The following is a 17,401-nucleotide window of genomic DNA, read 5'->3' as shown; positions in this document are numbered from 1 at the left end:
CAGCCCATCGCCATCGTTGGCATGGCCGCCCGCTTTCCCGGCTGCAAAGATATAGACGCCTTCTGGCGCCTGATTGACCAGGGCAAAGGCGCCCACAGCCCCATAGACGCCGCCAAGTTCGGCGCCCCGGTGGCGGACTACCTTGGCCGCCAGGGCGAAGGCGACCGCTTCTACTGCCAGAGCGGCGGCTATATCCGCGACTTCAGCTTCGACCCCGAAGGCTATGTGCCGGGCAAAGAGGCCATGAGCAAACTGGCCAGCGAGGTGGATGAACATATCCTCTGGGCCCTGGACACCGCCAAGGCAGCCCTCCAAGATGCCGGCTTGAAAGTCGATGCCGCAGGCACGCTGGACCGCTGCGGTCTGGTGATGGGAACCCTGTCCTTCCCGAGCCAGCGCTCCAACCATGCCATGCTGCCCTTGTACCACAATGAGGTGCAACGGGCACTCACCGAGCGCTTGCCGGGCTTTCCCGCTCTGGCGGCCAGCGCGCCTCAGCGCGCAAATGATGCGGCCAGTGCGCCCCGGGAAGCAACTGATGCCAACGCCGCTGCCCTGCCCGATGCCTGGACCACGGACATAGCCGCCGAGGCCTCAAAGCTGCTGGCCCAATGCCTGGGGCTGGGCGCGGCCCACCTCAGTCTGGATGCGGCCTGCGCCAGCTCTGTCTATGCCCTCAAACTTGCCTGCGATTATCTGGCCACGGGCAAGGCGGATACCATGCTCGCCGCCGCCGTCAGCGGTGCCGATCCCTTCTTTATCAGCATGGGCTTTTCCATCTTCCACGCCTATCCAGAGCAGGGTTTCAGCGCCCCCTTGGACAAACAAAGTGGCGGCCTGTTTGCCGGTGAAGGCGCCGGCGTGCTGGTGCTCAAACGCCTCAGCGATGCCCTGCGCGATGGCGATAACATACACGGGGTTATCCACGGCGCCGGCCTGTCCAACGACGGTCGCGGCCAGTTTGTGCTGAGCCCCTCAAGTACCGGCCAGGTACGGGCCTTCGAGCGCGCCTATGACGCCGCCGGCAAGGATCCCGCCGCGGTAGAGGTCATCGAATGTCACGCCACCGGCACGCCGCTGGGTGACAAGGTGGAACTGAGCTCAATGGAGCAGTTCTTCGGCCCGCGCCTCAAGGGCAGCAAGCCGCCGCTGATAGGCTCGGTAAAATCCAACCTGACCCATTTGCTGACCGCCGCCGGTATGCCGGGGATCATCAAGCTGCTGCTGGCAATGAAGCAGCGCCGCCTGCCACCCTCGGTGCGCCTGTCCCAGCCCATAGCCTCGCCGGAAAACCTCTTCGGTGAACACAATATTGTGCGCCAGCCTTTGCCCTGGCCGAGCAAGGAAGGCAATACTGCGCCGCTCGCCGGGTTGTCGGTGTTTGGCTTCGGCGGCTGCAATGCCCATCTGGTGCTGGGGGCCTGGGATGAAGAGGTTGCCAGTGAAAAAAGCCAGGCCGCTCTTGCAAACAGCCAAACAGAAAAGCCCCTTAACCAATTCAAGGGTTTCCATATTCAGGGCGCCGCCATCCATGTGGGCAAGGTGGACTCGCTCGCGTCCCAATACCGGCTGCTGCAAACCGGCGCCACCGCCCTTTCGCCGCTGCCGGAACAGCGCTGGAAGGGGCTTGAGCACAACCGCGCCCTGCTTGAGCATTTCGGCCTGTCCGGGGCGCCCGAGGGCGGCTATATCGACAGCTTTGCGCTGGACTTCTTGCGTTTCCGCCTGCCGCCGCACCCCGGCGATCGCCTGGTGGCCCAGCAGCTGCTGCTGATGAAGGTGGCCGACGAGGCCATCCGCGACGCTGGACTCAAGCCCGGCGCCAGGGTGGCGGTATTGGTGGCCATGGAAACCGAACTGGAGCTGCATCAGTTCCGCGGCCGGGTGAACCTGCACAGCCAGGTCAAGGACAGCCTGCAGCGGGCCGGCATCAGCCTCAGCGCCGAGGAATACCAGGCCCTTGAGCGCCTGGCCATGGACAGCGTACTGCCCGCCGCCAGCCTGAACCAATACACCAGCTACATAGGCAATATCATGGCCTCCCGGGTCGCCTCCCTGTGGGACTTCAATGGCCCCGCCTTTACCATCTCCGCCGGTGAACTGAGCGTGGCAAGGGCCCTGGAAGTGGCGGAAAACCTCTGCGCCACCCAGGAACTGGATGCCGTGGTGCTGGCGGCGGTGGACTTGGCCGGCAGCGCCGAAAAGGTGCTGCACCATGCCGCATTGCTTGAACAAGCAAACCTCGCTCCCGCCGATGGCGCCGGTGCCCTGGTGCTGCTTCCTACCCCGACAAGCGCATCAGCGAAGGCCACGCAAGAAACCAAAGAACAGGGCCGCTATGGCGAGCTGCAGCCCATAGCTTTCGATAACGCGCCGGTCAATGGCAATGACGCACTGGCCGACAATGAGCTGGTGGAATTCAGTCCGCTGCTGAAAGCTGTTACAAAAGGCAAAGAAAGCGCAGACCACAGCCTGCAACAGGACAGCGCTTCGGCCCAGCTGGGTCACAGCTTTGTGGCCGCCGCCATGGCCAGCCTGACCCAGGCGCTGCTGCGGCTCACGGACTCGGAGCAGGATACTGCCAGGGTGCAATTTGGCGACAAGGCCTCGGTGTTACTGACCCAAACCCAGGCCCAGAAAGACTGCCTCAAGGCCGCACTGGTAAATGCAGACAAACAGCAGGTCACCGAAGGCAAGCAACTCATTCAGCAGATAACCCTTGGTGGCAAGGCCATTGCCGGGCACATACGTGGGGCCGAGCTCCCCTTCGAGGCTGAGATCAAGGCCAAGCTGCTGGCCGCCACCGCCTTTCAAAAAAACATGCAAACAGCCGTTCCGGACGCACAAATCACCCAGGCCAGCCATGCAGCTCATCAGAATACTGCTGCCAACCAACCTATGAACAGCGGAGTGCCCGCCAGCGTGAAGTACCAACCCCATTCTTTTGAAGCAAAGAGCATTCAAACTGCGGGCTTAGCCACGCCTGCCGTTATGCCTGTTCCCCTAACGCCGGGCTCACACGCCGAGGCGATTGCCGCCAATCAGGCACTGGCACTGCAGGCGCACCAGGCCTTCCTGCAAAGCCGTGAAGCCGGTCTTAAGCTCGCCGATGCCCTTATGCGTCAAGGCATAGGGCAAAAAGAAATCGGGCGTCAGGGCTTAATGGGCAATGCGCCGCTTGCTCCTGAGATAAAAGTGTCTGAGGTAAAAGAGCCTGGGCCAACACCAGCTGCGCCTGCTCCAACAACGCCGGCTGTGGTGCCACAAGCGGCAACCAAGCCCTGCATCTGGAACTACCAGGATTTGGTGCAATACGCCGAGGGCGACATAGCACCTGTGTTCGGCCCCGACTATGCCATCATAGACAGCTATCGCCGCCGGGTGCGGCTGCCGACCACGGACTATTTGCTGGTATCGCGGGTGACCAAGCTCAATGCCAAGCTGGGGGAATTCAAGCCCAGCACCATGACCACTGAATACGACATTCCGGTGGACGCGCCCTATCTGGTGGATGGTCAAATCCCCTGGGCGGTGGCGGTGGAGTCGGGCCAGTGCGATCTGATGCTTATCTCCTTCCTCGGCATAGATCTGGAGAACAAGGGCGAGCGGGTCTACCGCCTGCTGGACTGCACCCTGACCTTCTTGGGTGATCTGCCACGGGGCGGCGACACCCTGAGATACGATATCTCCATCAACCACTTCGCCCGCAACGGCGACACCCTGCTGTTCTTCTTCTCCTACGAGTGCTTCGTCGGCGACAGGCTGATCCTCAAGATGGACGGTGGCTGCGCCGGCTTCTTCACCGACGCCGAGCTGGCCGATGGCAAGGGGGTGATCCGCACCGAGGACGAACTCAAGGCCAGACGCTTCGCCGAGGCCAATAAGCGCAGCTTCGCACCACTGCTGCATTGTCCCGAGAGCCGCTTCGATTACCAGCGCCTGTCACACCTGCTCAGCGGCGATGTGGCCGCCTGTTTCGGCCCCAGCCACGATCTCGGCTACCAGCAGCCATCCCTGTGCTTTGCCTCGGAAAAGTTCCTGATGATCGAAGAGGTCAGCAAGGTCGACACCCGGGGCGGCGCCTGGGGGCTGGGCCTTATCGAGGGCCACAAACGCCTGGAACCGGACCACTGGTACTTCCCCTGCCACTTCAAGGACGACCCGGTAATGGCCGGCTCCCTGATGGCCGAGGGTTGCGGCCAGTTGCTGCAGTTTTACATGCTGTACCTGGGGCTGCACAAGCACACCCAAAACGGCCGCTTCCAGCCCCTGGCACAGGCGCCGCAAAAGGTGCGCTGCCGCGGTCAGGTGCTGCCCCAGTCGAACCGCCTCACTTACCGCATGGAAGTGACCGACATAGGCCTCACGCCCTCCCCCTGGGCCAAGGCCAATATCGAGATCATCCTCGACGGCAAGGTGGTGGTGGACTTTCAGAACCTAGGCGTAATGTTGAAGGAAAACGAGGATTGCACCCGCTATCTGAGCCAGGACGGCCATCAGACTCAGGCATCGTCTGACGCAAGCCCGGCCCTGCTGGAAGGTCGTCAGGCCTCGGTCAATGCGCCGCTGATGACCCATGAGGCGGATCTTAACGCCAGCCCCATCAAGGGCGTGGTGCCGGTGAAACATGTAGAAGCGTCGGTAACACAGGACTACCCGAATCAAACTCCTGATACCCTGCCCTTCACCCCTTGGCATATGTTCGAATTTGCCACCGGCAATATCGAAAATTGCTTCGGCCCCGAGTTTGCGGTTTACCGTGGTCTTATCCCGCCGCGCACCCCCTGCGGCGATCTGCAGCTCACCACCCGGGTAGTGGATGTCAAAGGCAAGCGCGGTGACTTCAAGGCCCCGGCCTCCTGTATCGGCGAATACGAAGTACCGCCAAGAGCCTGGTATTTCAGCGAAAACAGCCACCCGGCGCGCATGCCCTACTCGATACTGATGGAAATTGCCCTGCAGCCCAACGGCTTTATCTCGGGTTACATGGGCACTACCTTGGGCTTCCCGGGTCTGGAGCTGTTTTTCCGCAACCTCGACGGTGAAGGCAAGCTTATCAAGGATATAGACCTGCGCGGCAAGACCATCAGCAACGACTCCAGGTTGCTGAGCACCGTTATGTCCGGCACCAATATCATCCAGACCTTCAGCTTTGCCCTGGCGGCCGACGGCGAGCCCTTCTATGAGGGCAAGGCGGTATTCGGTTACTTCAAGGCCGAGGCCCTGACCCATCAGCTGGGGCTGGACAATGGCCGCACCACCACGCCCTGGTATCAGGCGGAAAATGTCGCCCCGGATGTCAGTTATGATCTCAGGGACACGGCCTGCGCCCTGTACCGGGCGGCCCCCGGCAAAGCACACCTGCGCCTGCCGGGCGGCAGGCTCAACTTTGTCGATACGGTCAAGCTGGTGCGCCGCGGCGGCAAGGCAGGCCTCGGCTACGCCTATGGCGAGCGTGCCATAGATCCCAGCGACTGGTTCTTCCGCTTCCACTTCCACCAGGATCCGGTAATGCCAGGCTCCCTCGGGGTGGAGGCCATAATCGAACTCTTGAGCAGCTTTGCACTGGATGCGGGCCTGAGTAAGGACTTTGCCAACCCCAGGTTCAATCACTGCCTGAGTACGGTGAAGTGGAAATACCGCGGCCAGATAAGCCCGCTCAACAAACAGATGTCGCTGGAGCTGCACGTCACCGCCATAGAACGCGAGCCCGGCCGGGTAACGCTCAAGGCCGACGCCTGGCTGGCCAAAGACGGCCTGCGAATTTACGAAATAACGGATCTGGCCCTGGCCATTGAAGAAGCCTGACAAACCCGGTTTTAAAATTGGAAAGAGAACAAGATGACACAATTCCACTGGCCCTGGGCCCTTAACCCCAACACAGGTCACACAGGTACGGACGCGGTGCGCACCGCCATGCGGGCCCTGGACAAGCCTTTGTATCTGGCTCAGCTGCCCGGCGGCGAGCTGAGCTTTGCTCATACAGCGCAAATAGCTCAAGAGGCTCAAGCCACGCCGGCGAGTGAGGCAACGAAAAGTGAGCTGCTGCCGGTCATTGCCATGGCGGCCCCCTACGGCGCCTCGCAGCTCGGCGACGCGGCCTTCCGCCGCTGCCACGGGGTCAAGTACGCCTACTATGCCGGCGCCATGGCCAACGGTATCGCCTCCGAGGAGCTGGTGATAGCCCTCGGCAAGGCCGGTATCCTCTGCTCCTTCGGCGCCGCCGGTCTGGTACCCACCCGGGTCGAGGCCGCCATCAAGCGCATTCAAGCGGCGCTGCCAACGGGTCCCTACGCCTTTAACCTCATTCACAGTCCCAGCGAACCTGCGCTGGAGCAAGGGGCGGTGGAGCTGTACCTCAAGCACGGGGTGCATACTGTGGAGGCTTCGGCCTTTTTGGCGCTCACGCCCCACATAGTGCGCTACCGCGCCGCGGGCCTCAGCCGTGGCGACAATGGTGAAATCATCATCAAAAACAAGGTGATCGCCAAAATCAGCCGCACCGAGGTGGCCGCCCACTTTATGCAGAGCGCACCGAAGAAGATGCTCGATGCCCTGGTCATGGATGGCCACATCAGCGCCGAGCAGGCAGAGCTGGCCCAACTGGTGCCCATGGCCGATGACATCACGGCCGAAGCCGACTCCGGCGGCCACACGGACAACCGCCCCCTGGTCACCCTGCTGCCCACCATATTGGCGCTGCGGGACGAGCTGCAGGCCAAACACAACTTTGCCGAGCCCATCCGCGTCGGCGCCGGCGGCGGCATAGGCACCCCGGATGCGGCCCTGGCAGCCTTTAACATGGGCGCCGCCTTTATCGTCACAGGCTCAATCAACCAGGCCTGTATCGAGGCCGGTGCCAGCGAGCACACCCGCAAACTGCTGGCCACCACGGAAATGGCCGATGTCACCATGGCCCCGGCGGCGGACATGTTCGAAATGGGCGTCAAGTTGCAGGTGGTCAAGCGCGGCACCCTGTTCCCGATGCGCGCCAACAAGCTGTACGAGATCTACAGCCGTTACGACAGCATTGAAGCCATTCCTTTGGATGAGCGCCAAAAGCTGGAAACCCAGGTGTTCCGCGCCAATCTCGATGAGATCTGGCAAGGCACTGTGGCCCACTTTATGGCCCGGGATCCGAGCCAGATCAGCCGCGCCGAGGGTAATCCCAAGCGCAAGATGGCGCTGATCTTCCGCTGGTATCTGGGGCTGTCGAGCCGCTGGTCCAACACGGGTGAAGTTGGCCGGGAAATGGATTACCAGATCTGGGCCGGCCCGGCACTGGGCGCCTTCAACGGCTGGAGTAAGGGGAGCTATCTGGATGATTACCGGCAGCGTCGCGCAGTGGATCTGGCGCTGCACTTGCTCAGCGGAGCGGCGTATTTGTATCGTGCCAACAATTTGTTGGCACAAGGGGTTAGTTTGCCCGCTGCTGTGGCAAGGTACAGACCTTTGAAGCCATTGGCCTAAGTGTATGAGGCACCTGTGAGGTGTCAGGTGCATCGGACACTTGAAAACGAAAACCAGCCGCAAGGCTGGTTTTTTGTTTCTCGCTCACGCGGAGAGAAAGCCTAAAACCCTGCGGGTTTTGTCGCTTTGCAAGCGACGAAAGTCGTGGGTCGCCGCCCCACACCCGGGGAAAGGGGGCAGTTTCGACTTGCCCCCTTATCCAATCCCCCAGCGACCCCAGACGAAGCCGAGCACTTTGGCCTTTTGGGCTGGAAACGGCCACCGAGACCGACTCGCTCCTGCTCGACGGTCTCTTCCTCGGCGTCCATGCCTCGGCTCACCCGTTTCTTTCAGCCCAACGACCAAAGCGGCTTCGATGGGGCTATAGGCGCGGTGCAATCTGCAAGTGAAGTGTTAGGCCTGCGCTATCTCTTTTATTCTTTGTTTTCGCGTTGGTGTAGGGCTTTTTCCAACTGTTCCACTCGCTTTCTGAGATGCTCTATCAGTGCCAGCAGAAATAAAACCATAGGGATGAACACACCAGCCACATGTATGTTCTCTGGGTGTAGGTCATAAATAATGAATCCGGACCAAATGAGGGCGATGATAAAAACCAAATAGATATGTAACGGATAACGCGGCACCTAATCACTCCTTGTAAAAAAGAAAACTGCCAACTCCCAGAGATGTGCTTTCAACCTGCGAGCCTTAATACCAACGCTTCAGCTCAAAAAATGCTTCCCATATTTTACCGAGCAAGTCGGGGAATGCTTTGGGGAAGAAGACTGACACGAACGCGAAACAACCGAGGATCAGCCAGAAGCCAACCCAGCCAACGGACTCGGCAACGAAAAACCACAGCAGCAGTGCCGTCGGCACCGCAAAAACGGCCGCGGCAAATTGCCCCAGGAGAAAGTCGACCCAAGAGCTCGGTTGTTTGGGTTTTCTTTGATCTCGCCGCATCTGTGTTTCACCTTTGTCTTGCCGTCCTTGCTATATCCGGGGAACTTAGCAGAGTTAGCCATTTTTTTAAAATGGTCTCGGTATTCTGACTTTACTGTTTGGGCTGCTTGGGAGATAGGCAGGCCACGCTGCGGGGTGATTTGTCATGATTGTCGCTTTTCAAGCGACTTGAAATCGAAGCCTTCCAGGCTTCACCCGGGCAGAAGGCTTTGCGCGCCCAAAGCCCTCTGCACTCCAAAGGGCGCCCGCAACGAAGCGGAAAGCCCCTTGGTCATTTGGCGTCCTTTTGCTAACGCGTCAGACGCTCATCCATGATTCGACTGACGCTGCCTCGGCATCTGCCGGACAGGAGTCCCAATGTCGTGGAGGGCCGGACGCCCGAGAACGGCCATGCCGAGGCCACGCAACGATCGCCAATGCCCTGCGGCCGCTTCAAGCGGGTTGAAAGCAGGTGCCATCAGCACGCTCAGTGTTATGCCTGTCCCTACATTATATAAATATACGCATAGTAAAGATGCTACGTGTAGCTAATCTCTCTTATTCAGCTTGTTATAATTTGGATTCAATAAGGAAACCGTCAACACCGTTCAACTCTTTCCTCTTGAATCTAAGTCCTCCTCCAGTAGACGAGGTTGGCCACATAGCTTCAAGCTTTGTATCTACGTAGATTACGTTGGTTCCACCAGAGAGCTTTGTAGCTCGAAATACACACTCTCCAAATGCTTTTGCCTGTTTAGCACCATCTAAACCAACTAAAGTAATTAACGCTTTACTACTTGCCAATCCAACACCAATATCTAGCTCTGGCAATTCGTACCTTTCATGCAGTATTTCGCTTACGATAAGACGACAGGTATTAATACAGTTCTTAGCAGCTCTATGAGCAGCGTAAATAGATTGTGAAGCATCAGTTTCATCAACCTTAAAAAATGCTAACACGCCGTCACCTAAATATTCAGTAACAGCGCCGCCTTCAAATGATATTGTTTTAGCTAAAGCAGGCAGTAGTGCTGATGTTTCATAATAGACTCTCTGTAACATGCTAACTTTTGCTTTTTTGGTACTTATATCACATAGCAAGTGCCGACTTGAATTCCGCATATCAGCAACCAACGCGATGAAAGAAGCAACCTCATTGGTATCTGTTCTTACGATTGGGTAACCGGGAATAAATGAAGTAACGCTTGCAGACTTTTGGATATCATACGATTCAGAACGAAAACTCTCATTTGCTACAACTAGTTTAGAACCTTCCTTTTCCCATATATTTTCAGCATCATCAAGACTATCGCAAATCAACTTGCGTAAAATAGATTTCTTTTCATTATTCATAACTATAACCAAACCTTAAAAACGGACAAACTCCAGATCAACGTACCTAGAGATATGAACAAGAAAGTGCAGCGCATACACCAAGTAGAGCGCTTTATTTTTAAATCTCTAATATAAGTTATTTTCATACTTTCTCTCACAAGACTAAAAATAATATCATCATAGCTACTAGGCAATAATAAACGCTTCTGCTCAATACTTTTGTTAGCAATAATGGGAAAATTCATAAACAAATCAATGATTGAGAATGAAAATAAATCGCCATTATAGAATGCACAATTATCACAACCACTAATATTTTCAATAATAGATGTGGGGTTTCTTATAGATACAAGTGCCTTATAAAGAAAAAACAAAGACAGTACCCAAACTATTAATAGTGCGTAAGACAATGCGCAGTAAATCCAAACAGTCTTTATCTGCTGGTAAACCTCATACACTTTTGGAATAGCAACAACAGGAAGAAATACTGCAATGAACAGAAAGCCTAACTTAACATCTATAGCTCTTATGGTATTCTGAGTGTCAGATATGGACTGGTACAAAAACTCAATTTTCTTATCGTTCATAAGTACGCTCCGAAATATAGTAATTTATTCTTACGGCCTTACAAGCTTTACCTTCCCTTTAAAGAAAGCCAAGCGCCTCGACAGTCTTAGCTCTTCGGCTGCTAGTTACACCAGTTCCTCCCCTTCTAAGCCGTTTTGAGGGTTAGGCTGAATAAAAAGTGTAAGCCGAGTAAAAGATCATCGAACAGGAGCATGTCGTCGAATTATGGGACAGCTGCGCAGCGGCTGTCCCGCAGAGTAACAAATCCACAGAGTGGACTTGTTCACCAATACTAGTCCTCAAACAGCTTAAACAGCCCGTATCCTACTGCTGCAATAGCCGCGACTGGGGCAGCAGCCGTAATTATCGCCCCTGCAGCCATACCACCACCAACTACAGAGCCAACGGCTGCCATCCCAGATGATATTGCTGCGCCACCAGCGAGACCTGAAGCACCTGCTGCTGAGGCTAAAGCTGCTCCTGTAGTGCCAGCGGTAGCTGACATGATGGTTGCAGCAGATCCACCGACTACAGCGGATGCCGTACTAGCAGCGGTCCCCGCGGTGGCCAAAGCTCCAGCCGCACCCACAACAGTAGATTTTTTTGTATTTTCAGACATCTTACTCTTCCTTTTGTATCAATGTTCAAAACGGTATTGCTGCTATAACGCCACACGCAGCGGCAGCTTTAGCTATCCGACTTATCTTGCTTATATAGAAATCCAAGAGTCGTGACAGTCATAACAGTTCTCTTGCAAAACGTTCTTATGGCCGCAAGTTGAAACCGGGTTTAGGGAGAGTTGTGGGGAGGGGAAAATAACCGCAATCCATCGCCATGCAGTGACTTGTTCGAAGCCGCTGCACTCATCCCTGATTAACACCTGTTTCGGAAGTGCGAACCAGATAAATCTTTTGCTACTTTTTTGACTGAGCGCAGTGGTTAAGGCTTGGATTAGCCATGCCTTAACCATTGTTTTCATTGCCAATAGCCAACTAAAAACCACGTTACCGCATGGAAAATTGATCGGCAACCAAAATTATGCGGCCAGTGTAAAAAATCTATATAGCTCCGGCATCGGAGCCCACTGTCAACTTATCTAACGTGACCATATAGAGGCCAGTCAGTACTCAGCGCCAGAAGAATGCACCAGTCCCGCTCGAAGCGGCCGAGGGTGTTGGTGAAAATGGCGTGGCGAGGCATGGCCGTTCTCGGGCGTCCGGCCCTCCACGGCATTGGGACTCCTGTCCGGCAGATGCCAATCCAGCGCCAGTTAATCAGGGGCGAGTGTCACGCAGTGATAAGTTCACGAGCGCGAGGCACTGACGCCGAGCCGGGATGGATTTACATGGATGTAAATCCGAGCGTCTGACGCGCTAGCCAATTTTCACCATAAGGCCGACGGGGCTTTCCGCTTCGTCGCGGGTCGATGGGGGGATTGGACAAGGGGGACGGTCGAAACGTCCCTCTTTCCCCGGGTGTGGGTTGGAAACCCACGACTTTCTGTTGTTTGAAAAACAACAAACCCGGAGGGTTTAGCCTCGCCAGCGGCTCACCGCAAGGATTGCACCAGTCCCAACGTGGCAGCCAGCATCACCCTAACAATGCAGTGTAGGGTTGATAGAAACGGGCCGAGTCATGGCCGCTCTCGGGCGTCCTGCCCTTCACGGCATTGGAACTCCTGTCCGACAGATGGCGAACTGGCCGTTGTGCAAGGATGCATTTGGCCACGACTTTCCGTTGTTTGAAAAACAACAACCCTTTTGGGGTTGGGTTAGACCAACACCATATCCAGCAGACTGTCTATTCGCTGGATACCATAGACAGGCTCAGAGGCCACGCCGTCATTGAAGGCCACATAGGCGGGCACAGAACGCACCTTCAAAGACGCGGCCAGCGCTTCACATACCTTGGGGTCCGCCTTGATCACCAGGGCTTTGTGTTCAAGCTCAAAGGCGGTATTGATTAAGGTCCCTTCCATGGCCCGGCAGGGAGGACACCAGTCGGCTGAAAAGCACAGCAAAATATGCCGGTGCTTCGACATCAGCCCGGCAAAGTCATCAGGACGCTCAAGATAATGAATCAAACTTGGAAACCTCACCCCTGCCCCCTGCAAACCAGCGCCGCCCTGAGTAACGCCATCATTTTCTAATAAAACTGGCAATGAAAACAGGCCATGAAGACTGTCGAGCCGGATGATTATCCCGAAACGGCAAACTTATCCGCACAAGCCATGACCGCTTGCGGGCACCCTGCTCGCCACGCCATAGGAACGCCAGTCCGGAGATGGCTAACTGGCCGTTGTGCAGAGATGCATGTGGTCACGACCTTCCATTGTTTGAAAAATAACAAACCAGCAGGGTTTAGTCGGGCCAGCGGCTCATGCAATGACTTGTTTGATAACGCTGCCTCAAGGTTTTGCTATTCAGGCCATCCGTCTCTGTTTCGCCTTTCTGGACCAATACCAGCAATAAATCCAACCGGCTGGTGGCAGTATAAAGTTGAGCAATAAAGCGTAAAAACCAACCAAGGGAAGATTTTCAGCCGCGCCTCTTTTTGCAAAACGCAGTGTGAAGTAGATAACAATGATGGCTAAGACAAAAGCAATCTGCCCTACGAGAGTGGCATTTAAATTCATGTATCGACATCCTTTTCAATATGTTGGAACCCAAACCAGTATCATACGCGAAACTGTCTGAGTGAACCATTCCCACTGCTACCGCTCGCTTTAGCACCATACCGCCCTCGACCTATACCGAACGGCCACCGGAATCCTGCTAAGGGTCTATGCTTTTATGACTGAGCTTTTAAGACTGAACATTTTGTCCAATTCGCCCATCGTACTGTGTTGGTTGGGCGCTTCACCTTACCCGCCGTTGCCGGGAGCACGGCTAAGGAACTACCCATGTCATCCCTCTCTTCCGAGACGTTAAATACACTGAAAAGCAAGCTAAAGGGCACAGTGGTGCTGCCGGGCGACGCCGATTACGATGCGGTGCGCGAGATCTGGAACGCCATGATAGACAGAAAACCGGCTGTGATTGTGCGCTGTCAAAACAGCCAGGATGCCAAAGAGGCCCTCGCCGTGGCCCGCGACCATAATATGCTGATCTCCATCCGCGGCGGTGGCCACAATATTGCCGGTAATGCGGTGTGCGATGGCGGCATGATGATTGACTTGTCGCAGATGAAGGACGTGGTGATAGACACCAACAGCAAAATCGCCCAGGTGGGCCCGGGTTGTACCCTGGGGGATTTTGATGCCGAGGCGCAAAAGCACGGTCTGGCCACCCCGCTTGGCATCAACTCCACCACAGGAGTGGCGGGCCTGACCCTCGGAGGCGGCTTTGGCTGGCTCAGTCGCAAATACGGCATGACGGTGGACAACCTGGTGGCGGCCGAGGTGCTGCTGGCGGACGGTCGTCTGGTCAGGGCCAGCGACAGCGAAAACGCGGACTTGTTTTGGGGCCTGCGTGGCGGTGGCGGCAACTTCGGTATAGTCACCCGCTTTGAATTCAAACTGTATCCCGTGGGCCCGGATGTGCTCAGCGGTTTGATGGTGTTCCCCTTCGAGCACGCCAAGACAGTGCTGACCCGTTTCGCCGCCTTTACCCAAACCATGCCCGATGAACTCAACGTCTGGATGGTGACCCGCAAGGCGCCGCCGCTGCCATTTTTGCCGGAAGAAGCCCACGGCAAAGAAATGGTGGCGCTGGCCATGTGCTACTGCGGCGATCCTGCCGAGGGTGAGCGCTTAATCGCGCCGCTGCGTGAGTTCGCCCCCATGATAGGCGAGCACATAGGTGTGCAGCCCTATCAGGCCTGGCAGCAGGCGTTCGACCCCTTGCTGACCCCGGGTGCCCGCAACTACTGGAAATCCCACAACTTTACTTCCCTGGCCGAGGGCGCCATCGACTGCATACTGCAATATGCCGCCAGCCTGCCCTCGCCCCAGTGCGAGATCTTCATCGGAGTCATAGGTGCTCAAACCGGTCGGGTGGCGGCCGATGCCATGGCCTATTCCTGCCGCGATGCCAACTATGTGATGAACGTCCATGCCCGCTGGGACAGCGCCGCAGAAGACCAGGCCTGCATCGGCTGGGCGCGGGAGTTCTTCGCCAAAGCCAAGCCCTTTGCCAGCGGCGGCGCCTATATCAACTTCCTCACCGAGGAAGAAGCGGGCCGGGTCGAATTCGCCTACGGCGAAACCTACCAGCGTCTCGCCAAGCTCAAGGGCAAATATGATCCCAACAACCTGTTCAGGATGAACCAGAACATCAAACCGGCTTGATTGGTACTAACGAGCAGTCATAAGTCTGGCGTAATACACAGCCCCCGCTCGAAGCGGCCGCGGGCGTTGGTGGAAATGGTGTGGCGAGGCAAGGCCGTTCTCGGGCGTCCTGCCCTCCACGGCATTGGGACTCCTGTCCGGCAGATGCCAATCTGCGTCAGTCGCATCAGGGGCGAGTGTCACACTGTGACAGCTCACGAGCGCGAGGCACTGACGCCGAGCCGGGATGGATTTACATGGATGTAAATCCGAGCGTCTGGCGCGTTAACCAATTTTCACCATAAGCCCGACGGGGCCTTCCGCTTCGTCGCGGGTCGATGGGGAATTGGACAAGGGCTCATGCTCGTCAGAGCGTCCATGAGCGCGAACCATGGATGGTGAGCTGGCTCTTTTGCATGGATGCAATTGACAGTCGAAACGTCCCCCTTTCCCCGGGTGTGGGTCGGAGACCCACGATTTTTCATTGTTTGAAAAACAACGAAATCCTCAAGCAACTCGAAAGCCCCCATGAAATACATTTTGCGGGATAAGTCCCCAAGCGAACCCCATGCCCCCATTTCCACAATGCCACCAAGCCATCCACAGGGGCTTGGTGTACTGAATACGTATGCAGCTTATGTCGTTGAGGCCAAAGCCTAAGTTAAGGTGGTGACAAACAACAAGACACCTTACAAGGAATGACAGATGCGCTGTTCACTGCTGCTGATGGCCCTCGGGGCCAGTTTGCCATTGCCGGCCAAAACCCTGAGCCTGCACTCCCCCAACGGCGAGATTGAGGTCAGGGTCAACGATGACCAGCAGCCCAATTATGCCGTGCTGTTCCACGGCAAGCCGGTGATTGCCGCCTCCAAACTGGGGTTCGACTTTGTCAAAGCCGCGTCTTTTCGCGACGGCTTTGAAATCAAGGACAGCCAGAGCGCCAAAGTGGATGACACCTGGGAGCAACCCTGGGGTGAGGCGCGGCTTATCCGCGACAGGCACAACGAACTGACGGTGAGTTTCGTCAATCCCGGCAGCAAGCAGGGCTACAAGGTGCGCTTTCGCGCCTTCGATGACGGCATAGGGTTCCGCTACGAGGTGGACAGCCAGACACCGCTGAATATCAGCCGCGAACTGACCGAGTTCGTGATCTCACAAGCAGATGAGGGTGCTCAAAGCGAAAAGGGCGAACAGGCCAGCGCCTGGTGGATCCCCGGCCGCGGCTGGAACCGCTACGAGTACATTTACCAGCACACCCCGCTTGCCGAAGTGAGTCAGGTGCAGACCCCCTTCACGCTGAAAACCGCCGATGGCGTACATCTGGCCATCCACGAGGCGGCCCTGGTGGACTATGCCGCCATGACGCTGAAGCAGCACCGTCCCGGCACCTTTGTGGCCGAGCTGACGCCTTGGTCCGACGGGGTGGCGATCAAAACCGACGGCAAGTTCAACACCCCCTGGCGCACCATCCAGGTAGCCGACAAGGCCACGGGTCTGATTAACTCGCACCTTATCCTCAACCTCAACGAGCCCAACCAGCTCGGCGATGTATCCTGGGTGCAGCCCGGCAAGTACGTGGGGATCTGGTGGGGTATGCACATCAACCAGAACACCTGGGGCAGCGGCAGCAAGCACGGCGCCACCACCAGCGAGACCAAGAAGTACCTGCGCTTTGCCGCCGACAACGGCTTCGACGGGGTCCTGGTGGAAGGCTGGAACCTGGGCTGGGACGGCGACTGGTTCCATAACGGCGATCTGTTCAGCTTCACTCAGCCCTTCCCGGACTTCGATATTAAGGCCATCACAGACTATGGCCGCGAGGTGGGCGCCAAGCTGATTGGCCACCACGAAACCTCCGGCAGCGTCAGCAACTACCGCAAGCAGTGGGAAGATGCCTTCAGCCTGTATGAAAAAATGGGCGTCAGTCAGGTGAAGACCGGCTACGTGGCCGATGGCGGCAATATCAAGCGCATCGACGAAAACGGCGTGGTGCGCCACGAGTGGCACGACGGCCAGTTTATGGTGGGCGAATACCTGGACAACGTGAAGGCCGCCGCCAAACACCGGATCAGCATCAACACCCACGAACCCATCAAGGACACTGGGCTGCGTCGTACCTTCCCAAACTGGATTGCCCGCGAGGGTGCCCGGGGCCAGGAATACAATGCCTGGGGCACGCCGCCGAATCCGGTTGAACATATCGCCATGTTGGCCTATACCCGCATGCTGGCCGGCCCCATGGACTTCACCCCCGGCATTTTCGACATGAGCTTCAATGGCCTGGGCGACAAGACCAACAGGCCCCAGAGCACACTGGCCAAGCAACTGGCGCTCTATGTGGTGCTCTACAGCCCCATTCAGATGGCGGCCGATCTGCCGGAAAACTACCTCAAGCGCCCCGACGCCTTCCAGTTTATCAAGGACGTGCCCACCGACTGGGAGCAGAGCATAGCGCTCGACGGTGAAGTGGGTGACTTTGTGGTCATGGCCCGCAAGGAGCGCAAGGCGCGCCAGTACAGCGGTAACGACTGGTATCTCGGCGCCGTGACCGACGACAACGCCCGCGATATCGAGCTGGCGCTGGACTTCCTCGAACCCGGCAAACAGTTCGAAGCGCAGATCTACCAGGACGGTAAAGACGCCGAGTGGAAATGGCACCCCTACGAGCTGGACACAGGCAAGCAAGTGGTACGCAAGGGCGACAAGCTCAAGCTACACCTGGCTGCCGGTGGCGGTGCGGCTGTTCGCTTTAAGGCGCTGTAGGTCGCCTTAAGGAGCATTAAGCCTCTTCAAAGAGCGCTCCAGTCGCACGGTTAACCGATACTAAAACACCCGCATTCG

The 17,401-nt window shown here is 56.9% G+C and carries 8 protein-coding genes and 1 pseudogene; 4 read left to right on the top strand and 5 right to left on the bottom strand.

What is annotated here, in order from left to right; genetic code table 11:
- Positions 1–21 precede the first annotated feature (21 nt).
- Complete coding sequence (locus tag JYB85_RS05475) at positions 22–5,808, top strand: hotdog fold thioesterase (protein ID WP_207381975.1); 5,787 nt, start codon at positions 22–24, stop codon at positions 5,806–5,808.
- 171 nt (positions 5,809–5,979) lie between these two features.
- A pseudogene (locus tag JYB85_RS05470) lies at positions 5,980–7,470 on the top strand (PfaD family polyunsaturated fatty acid/polyketide biosynthesis protein); the annotation flags it as partial.
- A 687-nt stretch (positions 7,471–8,157) separates the two neighbouring features.
- On the opposite strand, the gene JYB85_RS05465 reads toward JYB85_RS05470, so the two are convergent.
- The 5 genes from JYB85_RS05465 to JYB85_RS05445 form a co-directional block, all read right to left on the bottom strand.
- Positions 8,158–8,412 (bottom strand): hypothetical protein, encoded by a 255-nt coding sequence (locus JYB85_RS05465; protein WP_207381386.1) that lies wholly within the window; start codon positions 8,410–8,412, stop codon positions 8,158–8,160.
- A 549-nt stretch (positions 8,413–8,961) separates the two neighbouring features.
- Entirely contained in the window at positions 8,962–9,744 is a 783-nt protein-coding gene (locus JYB85_RS05460; RefSeq protein WP_207381385.1) for a hypothetical protein, read from the bottom strand.
- A 2-nt stretch (positions 9,745–9,746) separates the two neighbouring features.
- Positions 9,747–10,313, bottom strand: coding sequence for a hypothetical protein (locus tag JYB85_RS05455; RefSeq protein WP_207381384.1), 567 nt, complete (start codon positions 10,311–10,313; stop codon positions 9,747–9,749).
- A 1,751-nt stretch (positions 10,314–12,064) separates the two neighbouring features.
- Positions 12,065–12,376 (bottom strand): thioredoxin family protein, encoded by a 312-nt coding sequence (locus JYB85_RS05450; RefSeq protein ID WP_207381383.1) that lies wholly within the window; start codon positions 12,374–12,376, stop codon positions 12,065–12,067.
- Positions 12,377–12,715: 339 nt separating this feature from the next.
- Positions 12,716–12,928 (bottom strand): hypothetical protein, encoded by a 213-nt coding sequence (locus JYB85_RS05445; RefSeq protein ID WP_207381382.1) that lies wholly within the window; start codon positions 12,926–12,928, stop codon positions 12,716–12,718.
- A 267-nt stretch (positions 12,929–13,195) separates the two neighbouring features.
- Between JYB85_RS05445 and JYB85_RS05440 the strand changes: the two genes are divergently transcribed.
- On the top strand, positions 13,196–14,581 hold the full coding sequence (locus JYB85_RS05440; protein ID WP_207381381.1) for an FAD-binding oxidoreductase: 1,386 nt from the start codon (positions 13,196–13,198) through the stop codon (positions 14,579–14,581).
- 684 nt (positions 14,582–15,265) lie between these two features.
- Complete coding sequence (locus tag JYB85_RS05435) at positions 15,266–17,323, top strand: glycoside hydrolase family 97 protein (protein ID WP_207381380.1); 2,058 nt, start codon at positions 15,266–15,268, stop codon at positions 17,321–17,323.
- Positions 17,324–17,401: the final 78 nt, after the last annotated feature.

The sequence above is a fragment of the Shewanella sedimentimangrovi genome, from assembly GCF_017354965.1.
Lineage (GTDB): Bacteria > Pseudomonadota > Gammaproteobacteria > Enterobacterales > Shewanellaceae > Shewanella > Shewanella cyperi.
This window is presented reverse-complemented; position numbering and strand designations above follow the sequence as displayed.

What these genes read in the sequence shown, in the direction of transcription:
- JYB85_RS05475 (WP_207381975.1), top strand. Translation starts at nt 22, where the DNA reads ATGGCCGCCCGCTTTCCCGGCTGCAAAGATATAGACGCCTTCTGGCGC.
- JYB85_RS05465 (WP_207381386.1), bottom strand. Translation starts at nt 8,412, where the DNA reads ATGCGGCGAGATCAAAGAAAACCCAAACAACCGAGCTCTTGGGTCGAC.
- JYB85_RS05460 (WP_207381385.1), bottom strand. Translation starts at nt 9,744, where the DNA reads ATGAATAATGAAAAGAAATCTATTTTACGCAAGTTGATTTGCGATAGT.
- JYB85_RS05455 (WP_207381384.1), bottom strand. Translation starts at nt 10,313, where the DNA reads ATGAACGATAAGAAAATTGAGTTTTTGTACCAGTCCATATCTGACACT.
- JYB85_RS05445 (WP_207381382.1), bottom strand. Translation starts at nt 12,928, where the DNA reads ATGAATTTAAATGCCACTCTCGTAGGGCAGATTGCTTTTGTCTTAGCC.
- JYB85_RS05440 (WP_207381381.1), top strand. Translation starts at nt 13,196, where the DNA reads ATGTCATCCCTCTCTTCCGAGACGTTAAATACACTGAAAAGCAAGCTA.
- JYB85_RS05435 (WP_207381380.1), top strand. Translation starts at nt 15,266, where the DNA reads ATGCGCTGTTCACTGCTGCTGATGGCCCTCGGGGCCAGTTTGCCATTG.